This window comes from Neobacillus sedimentimangrovi, from assembly GCF_010614825.1.
Lineage (GTDB): Bacteria > Bacillota > Bacilli > Bacillales > Cytobacillaceae > Neobacillus > Neobacillus thermocopriae.
Map to the genome: position 1 here is coordinate 1 of NZ_JAAFZF010000067.1, position 11,018 is coordinate 11,018.

An 11,018-nucleotide genomic window follows, 5' to 3' on the forward strand; every position below is an offset into this window, starting at 1 on the left:
TAGCATACCCGCTTCTCCACGTAAAGTTTCTAGAATGGATCTCTTATGACAGTAAGCAGTATGCCCAAATTTGGTGGTTAGTCTACTTGACCTTATTTTTATTGTCCAGTTAAGTGTAGCCGATTCAATATTTATTTTTTTATGGGCGAGGACCTTGCTTGTTGCGTGTTGCACGTTGCTGGACGTACGCTTCCCTAATTGGATTTGTTCTCATTCAGAGAGACGTAACACCCCTTGCACTTACCTTTTACAGGAATTTCCTACCCGTAAGGGGAACCTTGTTCCTCATGAAAAACCTTTGTTAGTCCACAACGGACATAAAAAAGCCCCGTAAATATACCCATACTCTGGATACACTCACGAGACTTTGTGCAAACTTTTTTCTTCTTAAGCGGACATTTTTCTCATTATGCAAACTTTATTTTCTTTTAACAAAGTATTTAATAAAACTCCACTTAATTATTCAACGGTGACAGATTTCGCAAGGTTGCGTGGTTTGTCAACGTCGCAGCCACGGTGTAATGCGGCATAGTAAGCTAATAATTGTAATGGTACGACAGAGATAAGTGGTGTTAATAATTCATGTACTTCAGGAATAACGAAGCTATCTTCGTCCATGTTAAGACCCTTCATGGAAATAATACATGGATTTGCTCCGCGGGCAACAACCTCTTTCACGTTGCCTCGAATACTTAAATTAACGCTTTCCTGAGTCGCAAGTGCAATGACAGGAGTTCCTTCTTCAATTAAAGCAATCGTTCCATGCTTTAATTCTCCTCCGGCAAAGCCTTCTGCTTGAATATAGGAAATTTCCTTCAGCTTTAAGGCACCCTCTAGGCCAACATAAAAATCAATGCCGCGACCAATAAAGAAGGCATTACGAGTCACAGCGAAGAATTCTCTCGCCATCACCTCAAACAATTCCTTAGAATCACAAAGGACATCCATCGCATTAGCCACCAAGCCAAGCTCTTGCGTTAAATCAAAGCCTACTTCCATACCACGGCTTTTGGCTGTTACTTCTGCTAAAATTGCTAACACAGCAATCTGAGCGGTGTATGCCTTTGTAGAGGCAACTGCAATTTCAGGGCCAGCATGTAATAATAATGTATAATCTGCCTCACGAGACAGAGTAGATCCAGGTACATTTGTAATGGTTAGTGATGGATAGCCCATCTCTTTTACTTGTACAAGAACGGCACGGCTGTCTGCTGTTTCACCACTTTGTGAAATGAATATAAACAATGGTTTTTCAGAAAGAAGTGGCATATTATACCCAAACTCGCTGGAAATATGAACTTCCACAGGAATTTTCGCCATTTTCTCAATTAGTTGCTTTCCAACTAGACCAGCGTGGTAAGAGGTACCCGCAGCAATGATATAAATACGGTCTGAATTCTTTACTGCGTTGATAATTTCACTATCAATAGCAAGTTGGCCTTGCTCATTTTGATAGGTTTGAATAATTTTACGCATTACAGCTGGTTGCTCATCAATTTCCTTTAGCATGTAATGAGGATAAGTTCCCTTTTCAATATCACTGGCGTCAAGTTCTGCAGTATATGGTTCGCGATTAATGATTTCCCCTTCTAGAGTTTGAATAGTAATTTTGTCAGTTTTCACAATGACAATTTCTTTATCCATTAGTTCAACGAATTGGTTTGTAACTTGAAGCATCGCCATTGCGTCACTTGCCACAACATTAAATCCTTTTCCAAGACCAACTAGAAGCGGGCTTTTGTTTTTCGCCACATAAATTGTTTCTGCGTCTTGTTCATCTAATAGAGCAATCGCATAAGAACCATGTAAGAGTGTCAGTGTTTTGCGGAATGCTTCTAACACTTCCATTCCTTTATTTACAAATTTTTCAACTAGCTGCACAATTACTTCTGTATCCGTTTCACTTGCAAATGCTACATCAGCCAAATAATCACGCTTTAGCAGATCATAGTTCTCAATCACACCATTGTGAACCAAAGTAAAGCGTCCAGATGCACTTTGATGTGGGTGAGAATTAACCCTGCTCGGTACACCGTGTGTTGCCCAGCGTGTATGTCCGATCCCAACAGGGGCAATAATCTTTTCATCCACGATGTTACGCAAATCTGCTATACGGCCTTTTTCTTTAAAAACATGAATTCCTTCTTCGTTTCTAACAGCAATTCCTGCTGAATCGTATCCTCTATACTCAAGCTTTTCTAAACCTTTTAATAAAATTTCTTTTGAATCGTTATATCCAATATAACCAACTATTCCGCACATTTTTTAGTTCCTCCCTACTAAAGGGGGCAAGAACCATGGAGGCATACTTGCCCCCTTATCTCCGTTTTTTAGGTATCTTTCAATACCTGTTTCAATCATTAATTTGAGTATGCGCATATCCTTCCCTTTGTGCACAGAGTTACCCCTGTGTTTTAAAGAAGGAATTATCGGTTGTGCGCTCAACCGGGAGGTATCCGCCGAAAACTCGATAAACCTCCTCCTCGTCAACTAACCAAACCGCTGATGGTTAGTCCAGGCGCTTTTAAAAAAACTACCTACCTACTGCCCTCCTTTCTAAAAAAATTGCTTAATAAAATAAACTAAAGCAAGTTAATACTACATGAATAGAAAGAGTACGTCAATAGATATGGAAAAATTAACTACAACAATACAAACATATACCTTAATATATGCAACCATTATCAATTTGGTTATTAGAAAAGCGAAAGCCCCCTGTTCAGCGGCGTATAGCCTCCTCCCAAAAGCTATCGCTTTCGGTCGTGCGATGTTTATGCTATTGAAGTATTCCTTGTAGTGGCCTCCATGAGATAAAGGAAACACGAAGAAACGAAGGCAATTCGACGTTGACTTATCGTAGGGCGGAGGCCGAAAGTGTCTTTCCGCTAGGGGGCTGGAGCTAGACCATTCTCGAAGTCAAAAAGATATTTTCTTTATCTAATTTGAAAAGCGAAAGCCCCCTGTTCAGCAGCGTATAGCCTCCTCCCAAAAGCTATCGCTTTCGGTCGTGCGATGTTTATACTATTGAAGTCTTCCTTGTGGTGGCCTCCATGAGATAAAGAAAACACGTAGAGACGAAGGCCATTCAATGTTGCCTTATCGTAGGGAGCAGACCGAGGGATATTAGCCGCTAGGAGACTAGAGCTAGACAATTCTCGGAAGTCGAACTGATAGTATCTTATAAAAAATAGAAGCGGTTATAAATAACCGCTTCTTTAGACTGTGATTATTCGTCTTTCAATCCCATTTCTTGCTCCACTACAGCAGCAATTCTGTTTACATAGGACTCACATAATTCCTCTGTCGGTGCCTCGGCCATAACACGGACAAGTGGTTCTGTTCCTGAAGGACGAACGAGAATTCGACCGTTTCCTTCCATTTCAGCTTCCACTTGCTGAATAACCTCTTTAACCTTTTCATTATTTGTCACTTGATGCTTATCCGTCACTCTTACATTTACAAGCTTCTGAGGATATTTTTTAAGTTCATCGGCTAATTCAGAAAGTTTCTTTTTCGTTGCTTTCATAATATTTACTAACTGAAGACCAGTTAATAACCCGTCACCCGTTGTATTATAGTCAAGGAAAATGATATGACCTGATTGCTCACCGCCAAGATTAAAGCCATTTTTCTTCATTTCCTCAACGACATAACGATCGCCAACCGCCGTTGGTACACTTTGAATACCTTGGCTTTCAATCGCTTTATAAAAACCAAGATTACTCATGACAGTGGAGACAATCGTATTATGCTTCAAACGCCCATGTTCCTTCATATATTTTCCGCATATGTATAAAATATGATCTCCGTCCACAATGTTTCCTTTTTCATCAATCGCAATTAAACGATCTCCATCACCGTCAAAAGCAAGACCTACATCTGCCCCTTTTTCCTTAACTAAGTTTGCAAGAGCCTCCGGATGGGTTGAACCGACACCATCATTTATATTTAATCCATTAGGAGATGCACCCATTGTCGTTAAATCTGCATCTAAATCAGCAAATAAATGCGGTGCTAAGGAAGATGTGGCTCCATGCGCGCAATCAAGTGCAACATGTATGCCGGAAAAATCTTCGTCCACAGTATTTTTTAAATATTGAAGGTATTTTTGACCTCCTTCAAAGTAATCCATTACCTGCCCAAGATCCGCACCGGTTGGTCGTGGCAATTTGTCCTCAGGTAAATCCATTAATTCTTCAATCTCTTGCTCTTGTTCGTCCGAGAGTTTAAAACCATCCGGCCCAAAAAATTTAATTCCATTATCAGCTACCGGATTATGAGACGCAGATATCATGACACCAGCCTGTGCTCCCAGGGCTTTCGTCAAATATGCAACTCCTGGTGTTGAAATAACGCCAAGTCGCATCACTTCCGCTCCAATGGAAAGCAAACCTGCAACAAGTGCTCCTTCAAGCATGTGCCCAGAAACTCGTGTATCACGTCCAATTAGTACTTTTGGACGAGCTTGATTTTTGGTTAAAACATAGCCACCAAATCGACCTATCTTGAAAGCCAGTTCCGGTGTTAATTCTGTATTAGCAACTCCGCGCACACCATCGGTACCAAAATATTTTCCCATAATTAGATTCGCTCCTTCAACATAAATATTGCTGCTCTTTATGCATTATTTGTTATCGTGATTTTTGCTAAAGATTTCTCCGGCTCCCATTTAATATCTGGAGGACCTTCCACATGAATGTTTACTTGATGACTTCCTTCTTGGAGATTCGATAAATCTACATATACCCGAAAGTCATTAGGATCAATTTCATCGATTGCATTGGACGGCCCGTTCACCACTATATTAATCCTTTTATTTGCCGGGTCTGTAATCTGAGCTTTTAATTCCTGGGGTAACCCTTGTATTTGGATTGGAATCCCTGAAACTGTTTTCTCTTCCTCTTTCTCTTCTTCTATCTCTTCCTCTTTCTCTTTTAAAACCGTGACCGTTGCCTTTACCATTTGCGGTGTCACTTTTGTTATCCCGTTAGAAATGATGACTGGCAATTCGAGAGTTGTGTTATCTGAAATTTTACTAACATCAACCTCAACTCTCACGCTATCGGTTTTTTTTAGCACTTCCTCGCTTGCAGTAATGACTGCTTCATTCTGATCTAGCTCAATGGATTGAATCGTAACACCAACTGGCGGATTTCCCTTCTTTACCACATTAATGGGCACAGTTTTAACACTTTGTTTAATTGGAACGGTTACTTTAACCGTTTCAGGTTCTACAACTACATTCAATTTATTTAAGTCTTTATCAAGAACTTGAATACGTGCTTCTTTTGTTATCGTTTCTTTTAATACATTTTTTACTTCAAGTACGGCTTTGACATAAACAATTCGGTCAATTTCACTTTTTGCACCAGTTATTTTCACTTTTTTAGGCTCAGCCACAGGCTTTCCTGAAGAAAAACCATCTTCCACTTGATTTGCATTAAATTCCACTTCTATAGGAAACTCTTTTGTTATTTTTTCCTGGATCGTCACAGTTACCGATTTTGGCTTGATTTCTGCCTTTAATTTATCAGAAAGATCCCTGACCTCAAGCTTCACCCTTTGCTTACCAATCTTAACATTAGTCAAATCAGCAACAACTTCAAAGTTTCTCAAAGCTTTAGCCGTTTGAACATGTGTAATTGGACCTTTGATGGTAATATCCACTGTGTCTGGGATCCCTGAAACCACCAGGTTTTCTGTATCATAATAGGCCGTCACCGGAAAATCCTTAATGGTTTCTTCTGACTCCTCACCTGGCACATAAGACTCTGTTAACTTCCTTCCCGGATGATCGATGGATGAATACAGTAGTATAGCAAGAACTAATGCAAGCCCCTTAATAAACCAAGGATTATCCATTAATTTATCCATTGCTTTTTCCCCTCCAGTTCCAACGAGCTGAAGAAGCTTGTTTCGGTTTATTATGATTAAGAAGCTCATCAGTAAGCAGTTCTCTTAATCCTTCTACCTTTATATCCCGATGTAACTCTCCATTTTTGGTAAGTGAAATATTTCCTGTTTCTTCAGAAACCACTACAGTAATGCTATCTGTTACCTCGCTGATGCCCAAAGCTGCCCGATGTCTCGTTCCTAATTCCTTTGAAATAAAAGGACTCTCAGATAAGGGCAAATAACATGCTGCAGCTGCCACATTGTTTTTTTGAATAATAACAGCTCCGTCATGTAAGGGAGTGTTTGGGATAAAAATATTAATCAACAGTTCAGATGAAATATGGGAGTTCAAAGCAATTCCTGTTTCAATGTAATCACTCATGCCTGTTTCTCTTTCAATCGAAATCAAGGCACCTATTCGGCGTTTGGCCATATAATCTGTAGCTTTAATAATAGCTTCCACAGTTTTTTCCTGTTCATTATCAACAACACCTGTGCTTCTTGAGAAGAACTTCCCTCTACCTAATTGCTCAAGCGCCCGCCTCAATTCGGGTTGAAAAATGATAATTACTGCAAGAAATCCGTAAGTAATGACTTGCTGCATCATCCAGCTCAAGGTGGTTAGTCCAAAAAAATCACTGGCTACCCGAACAATCAATATCACAAGAATCCCTTTTAATAGCTGAACTGCCTTTGTCCCTCTTATTAGATTTATTAATTTATAAATGACATACCATACAACCAAAATATCAACAACACTTGATATGTACTTCCAGAATGTCCAATCGGCAAACGGCATGGTTTTTCCTCCGTAACGTATGCTAAAAAAATGAAATGACAACTCATATATTATAACATAAAATATCTTTTAACCTATTATATGTTGATAGGCAAAAAAAACAAACCACTCAATCTTGAGTGATTCGTCATTTATTTGGCATCCGATCCTTCAATCCATTCTGTAGCCTCTTTCGCCGTCTTTTTTATGTGATACCAAATCCAATCAAAAACTTCATTAATTTCCTCTATATCTCCCGTCACATGCCCAGCGGATGCAAGGTATTGCTCCCCATTGATTACTGTGACATCTCCCTGAACTTCTCCTTCAATTTTCAATGTCCCGTTTCGAACAATAACATCGCCTTTAACTACTTCCCCTGCAGGAACTATGACTGTATTGTTTTTAACAACTAAATTTTCCTGTTTGGATACGGAGAATTCACGCTCTTGATTCCAGGTAGAAAGCACACTTCCTGTCATTAATACAAGAAAAAGGGATGCGGCAGCAAGGAATGGATGCTGTTTCAGCCAGCGCCCCATCAATACCTTCCTCTTTTCCTTTGGTAGACGAGCAAGCACATTTGCAGTGAAATGTTCAGGTGCTTGTAAATTTGAAATGCTTTTAACATAAGCAATAGATTTTTCCAATTCATGAAAAATGGTTTCACATTCTTTACAGCTTTTGAGGTGTTCTCTAAGTTCTTTTTCCTTAATAGGGCTAATTTCTTCGTCCAAATATTCGTGCATTAGTTCTATAATATGTTCTGGACACATTCCTATTCACCTCTTATTCACACATACCTTAATTGTTGTCTCAAAGCTTCCCGTCCACGGTGAATTCTTGTTTTGACTGTTCCAATCGGAAGGTCTAAAATTTCACTAATTTCATTTAACGAAAGATCTTCAATGTACTTTAATATGATGGCTGAACGGTATTTTTCAGGGAGTTTCAAAATTTCCTTTTGTACCGTTTCTTGAAGTTCCAAACTCTCAAGCTCCTTTTCTGGCAACTGTGTTTCAGAAGAAAGCTGTGAATACATCGTTAAACCTTCCGTTCCAGCCACTTCCGCATCCAAGTAATAATCAGGTTTCTTTTTCCGTATTCGGTCAATGCAAAGATTGGTAGCAATTCGGAATAGCCAAGTGGAAAACTTCCGATCTTGGTTAAACGATTTTATATTTACATAGGCTCGAATAAACGTCTCCTGTGCCATATCTTCAGCTTCATGCCGATTTCCTAGCATTCTGTAGCATAATTGGTAGACGCTGTTTTTATATATTTCAATAATTTCTCCGAATGCATCTTGGTCGCCTTTAATGACTTGTTTTATTCTTTTTTTTATTATTGCTTCCATTTAAGTTTCCTCAGCTCCAATGCTACTATACGATAATACGAATCGCTAACAAAAAAGTTTCATTTCTTGACGAAGTTTTTTTCTCAATAACTATAATTTTAACAATAAATTAGCAATAATTGTTAATAAAATAATTAGAGCCAAGTGTTTTATGTTGAATAATCATCGAGCAAAAACACCTTATAAAAAAACAGCCGCATTGAGCAGCTGCTTTAGATTATTATAAGAGTTTTTCTCCAAATAAGGAAGCCATCAAGCCAACAGCTATAGATGCTGTTTTATTTTTTTCATCTAAAATTGGATTTACTTCAACAAATTCTGCAGAAGTAATAATTTTGGATTCTTCTAACATTTCCATTGCCAAATGGCTTTCTCTGAAGCTAATACCACCTATTACCGGTGTTCCAACCCCTGGACACTCACTTGGATCTAATCCATCTAAATCAAGTGAAAGGTGTACACCATCCGTTCTTTCCTTCAAGTAGGCAATCGTTTCTTCCATTACCTTCGCCATTCCCATGCGGTCAATTTCATGCATGGTGTAAACTTTAATTCCCTTTTCTTTAATTAAAATTCTTTCACCTTCATCTAGTGATCTTGCACCAATAATGACAACGTTCTCTGGTTTAATCTTTGGTGTATATCCTCCAATTTCAGTTAATTTTGAATGCCCGATTCCAAGACTAACCGCTAAGGGCATTCCATGAATGTTTCCAGAAGGGCTAGTTTCAGCGGTATTTAAATCACCATGAGCATCATACCAAATAACGCCAAGATTTTTATAGTGCTTAGCCACACCTGCTAAAGTACCGATTGCTATACTATGGTCACCTCCAAGAACTAATGGGAACCATCCAGCTTGGACTGCTTCATCTACTTTTTCGGCAAGCAAGGCATTTTTTTCTGCAACTAAATCTAAGTTTCTAAGATTTGATTCTTGATCAACAATAACCTCTGGTCTGCCAATCGCAATATCCCCTAAGTCATGTATTTCGTCAAAAAGCGGCTTAAGTCTTTCATTAATTCCGGCATATCGGATTGCACTCGGTCCCATATCCACTCCCCGGCGCATTTGTCCTAAGTCCATAGGCATCCCAATTATTGATAGTTTCTTTTTCATTATCGTTGTTCCTCCTATATGTACTTTACATATATTTTAACCGCTTTCAAACCTATGACTCAACTCTACAAAATTATGTATATATATACGGCGAGAAATAAGTTAAATAGGGCATTGGCAGCTAATTTGTTCGAAGAATGATAATAGAAGATCAAGAGTATGATATATCATGTTATATCATATACAAAAAGGGGCATCCAGAAATGGATAACCCCTTGAAAACTTTTTATTTAGTATATATGTAGTGTTATGTTATGGTGGAGCCTAGCGGGATCGAACCGCTGACCTCCTGCGTGCAAAGCAGGCGCTCTCCCAGCTGAGCTAAGGCCCCATTATTTGGAGCGGAAGACGGGATTCGAACCCGCGACCCCCACCTTGGCAAGGTGGTGTTCTACCACTGAACTACTTCCGCATTATCACAGGTAAAAACCCTAGGATTCATAATCCTGGGGCATAATGTTTGATATATGAGCCATGAAGGACTCGAACCTTCGACCCTCTGATTAAAAGTCAGATGCTCTACCAACTGAGCTAATGGCTCACTTCATTTGGCTGGGCTAGCAGGATTCGAACCTACGAATGACGGAGTCAAAGTCCGTTGCCTTACCGCTTGGCTATAGCCCAATATTGAATCATTTAATATTCTATCCGTCTTATTAAAAAATATAAGTGGTGGAGGGGGACGGATTCGAACCGCCGAACCCTGAGGGAGCGGATTTACAGTCCGCCGCGTTTAGCCACTTCGCTACCCCTCCGAAAACAGTGCCGGCTAGAGGACTTGAACCCCCAACCTACTGATTACAAGTCAGTTGCTCTACCAATTGAGCTAAGCCGGCGTTTTTATTCGTTTAAAAAACTAAATTACAACACGCACTTTGTTTTCGTCATCCCGACCTCAGTAAGCTATTTCAAGCCGCAGCTCGGTCAGTATGCTGAAGTTTAATCAAGATGTTTATTCGGCCGTGCTCTACCAATTGAGCTAAGCCGGCATATATCTTATTGAAAATAATTATGGTGGAGGATGACGGGATCGAACCGCCGACCCTCTGCTTGTAAGGCAGATGCTCTCCCAGCTGAGCTAATCCTCCAAAGTGATGACCCCTACGGGATTCGAACCCGTGTTACCGCCGTGAAAGGGCGGTGTCTTAACCACTTGACCAAGGGGCCGTATAATTTAATTAGAAAAGCTTCCAAGCGGGCTCGAACCGCTGACCTCTTCCTTACCATGGAAGTGCTCTACCTGCTGAGCTATGGAAGCATACCTAAATTTCTTTAAAAATAAAATGGCTCCGCAGGCAGGATTCGAACCTGCGACCGATCGGTTAACAGCCGATAGCTCTACCACTGAGCTACTGCGGAATGATTGAAAGCCTGGCAGCGTCCTACTCTCACAGGGGCTTTCGCCCCAACTACCATCGGCGCTGAGAAGCTTAACTTCCGTGTTCGGTATGAGAACGGGTGTGACCTTCTCGCTATTGCCACCAGACCATGTATTCGACACTTTTTTATTATAATGCCTTTTTTATATTTTGCAAGAGGAAATTTAAATTTTTTCATTCCCTCAAAACTAGATAATGCAGAAGAAGTATGGAAGAACGAGTTCGCCAAAAGCGAATGCAATCACTTTTTCAATTGGTTAAGTCCTCGATCGATTAGTATCAGTCAGCTCCACACGTCACCGTGCTTCCACCTCTGACCTATCAACCTGATCATCTTTCAGGGATCTTACTAGCTTAACGCCATGGGAAATCTCATCTTGAGGGGGGCTTCATGCTTAGATGCTTTCAGCACTTATCCCTTCCGCACATAGCTACCCAGCGGTGCCTTTGGCAAGACAACTGGTACACCAGCGGTGCGTCCATCCCGGT

General features: G+C 40.1%; 7 protein-coding genes, 10 tRNA genes and 2 rRNA genes. All 19 read right to left on the reverse strand.

Annotated elements, in window-relative coordinates:
• Positions 1 to 459: 459 nt before the first annotated feature.
• Positions 460 to 2,262 carry a glutamine--fructose-6-phosphate transaminase (isomerizing) gene (gene glmS / locus GZA11_RS15255; protein ID WP_163184322.1) on the reverse strand — a complete coding sequence of 601 codons (1,803 nt, stop codon included), beginning with the start codon at positions 2,260 to 2,262 and terminating at the stop codon, positions 460 to 462.
• Between the two features lie 964 nt (positions 2,263 to 3,226).
• Positions 3,227 to 4,579 (reverse strand): phosphoglucosamine mutase, encoded by a 1,353-nt coding sequence (gene glmM / locus GZA11_RS15260; protein ID WP_038538610.1) that lies wholly within the window; start codon positions 4,577 to 4,579, stop codon positions 3,227 to 3,229.
• 38 nt (positions 4,580 to 4,617) lie between these two features.
• Positions 4,618 to 5,874, reverse strand: coding sequence for a CdaR family protein (locus GZA11_RS15265; protein WP_163184323.1), 1,257 nt, complete (start codon positions 5,872 to 5,874; stop codon positions 4,618 to 4,620).
• Positions 5,867 to 6,694, reverse strand: a complete 828-nt coding sequence (gene cdaA, locus GZA11_RS15270) for a diadenylate cyclase CdaA (RefSeq protein ID WP_163184324.1) — start codon at positions 6,692 to 6,694, stop codon at positions 5,867 to 5,869. Before cdaA ends, GZA11_RS15265 begins: the two co-directional genes overlap by 8 nt.
• Positions 6,695 to 6,825: 131 nt before the next feature.
• Positions 6,826 to 7,449, reverse strand: coding sequence for an anti-sigma factor family protein (locus tag GZA11_RS15275; protein ID WP_038538600.1), 624 nt, complete (start codon positions 7,447 to 7,449; stop codon positions 6,826 to 6,828).
• A gap of 17 nt (positions 7,450 to 7,466) precedes the next feature.
• Positions 7,467 to 8,030: an RNA polymerase sigma factor SigW gene (gene sigW / locus GZA11_RS15280; RefSeq protein WP_038538597.1), complete on the reverse strand. Its 564-nt coding sequence runs from the start codon at positions 8,028 to 8,030 to the stop codon at positions 7,467 to 7,469.
• Positions 8,031 to 8,250: 220 nt separating this feature from the next.
• Entirely contained in the window at positions 8,251 to 9,150 is a 900-nt protein-coding gene (gene rocF / locus GZA11_RS15285; RefSeq protein ID WP_038538595.1) for an arginase, read from the reverse strand.
• Positions 9,151 to 9,405: 255 nt separating this feature from the next.
• Positions 9,406 to 9,481 (reverse strand) — tRNA-Ala (locus GZA11_RS15290).
• A 6-nt stretch (positions 9,482 to 9,487) separates the two neighbouring features.
• Positions 9,488 to 9,562, reverse strand: a tRNA-Gly gene (locus tag GZA11_RS15295).
• Positions 9,563 to 9,618: 56 nt separating this feature from the next.
• Positions 9,619 to 9,691 (reverse strand) — tRNA-Lys (locus tag GZA11_RS15300).
• 8 nt (positions 9,692 to 9,699) lie between these two features.
• Positions 9,700 to 9,774 (reverse strand) — tRNA-Gln (locus tag GZA11_RS15305).
• A gap of 46 nt (positions 9,775 to 9,820) precedes the next feature.
• Positions 9,821 to 9,905: transfer RNA gene (locus tag GZA11_RS15310), tRNA-Tyr, on the reverse strand.
• Between the two features lie 8 nt (positions 9,906 to 9,913).
• Positions 9,914 to 9,986 (reverse strand) — tRNA-Thr (locus tag GZA11_RS15315).
• 176 nt (positions 9,987 to 10,162) lie between these two features.
• Positions 10,163 to 10,238, reverse strand: a tRNA-Val gene (locus tag GZA11_RS15320).
• Positions 10,239 to 10,245: 7 nt separating this feature from the next.
• A tRNA-Glu gene (locus tag GZA11_RS15325) sits at positions 10,246 to 10,317 on the reverse strand.
• Between the two features lie 18 nt (positions 10,318 to 10,335).
• Positions 10,336 to 10,408, reverse strand: a tRNA-Thr gene (locus GZA11_RS15330).
• A gap of 26 nt (positions 10,409 to 10,434) precedes the next feature.
• A tRNA-Asn gene (locus GZA11_RS15335) sits at positions 10,435 to 10,509 on the reverse strand.
• A gap of 10 nt (positions 10,510 to 10,519) precedes the next feature.
• A 5S ribosomal RNA gene (gene rrf, locus GZA11_RS15340) occupies positions 10,520 to 10,636 on the reverse strand.
• A gap of 146 nt (positions 10,637 to 10,782) precedes the next feature.
• Positions 10,783 to 11,018: ribosomal RNA gene (locus GZA11_RS15345) — 23S ribosomal RNA — on the reverse strand; the annotation flags it as partial.

What these genes read in the sequence shown, in the direction of transcription:
- glmM (WP_038538610.1), bottom strand. Translation starts at nt 4,579, where the DNA reads ATGGGAAAATATTTTGGTACCGATGGTGTGCGCGGAGTTGCTAATACA.
- GZA11_RS15275 (WP_038538600.1), bottom strand. Translation starts at nt 7,449, where the DNA reads ATGTGTCCAGAACATATTATAGAACTAATGCACGAATATTTGGACGAA.
- sigW (WP_038538597.1), bottom strand. Translation starts at nt 8,030, where the DNA reads ATGGAAGCAATAATAAAAAAAAGAATAAAACAAGTCATTAAAGGCGAC.
- rocF (WP_038538595.1), bottom strand. Translation starts at nt 9,150, where the DNA reads ATGAAAAAGAAACTATCAATAATTGGGATGCCTATGGACTTAGGACAA.
- glmS (WP_163184322.1), bottom strand. Translation starts at nt 2,262, where the DNA reads ATGTGCGGAATAGTTGGTTATATTGGATATAACGATTCAAAAGAAATT.
- GZA11_RS15265 (WP_163184323.1), bottom strand. Translation starts at nt 5,874, where the DNA reads ATGGATAAATTAATGGATAATCCTTGGTTTATTAAGGGGCTTGCATTA.
- cdaA (WP_163184324.1), bottom strand. Translation starts at nt 6,694, where the DNA reads ATGCCGTTTGCCGATTGGACATTCTGGAAGTACATATCAAGTGTTGTT.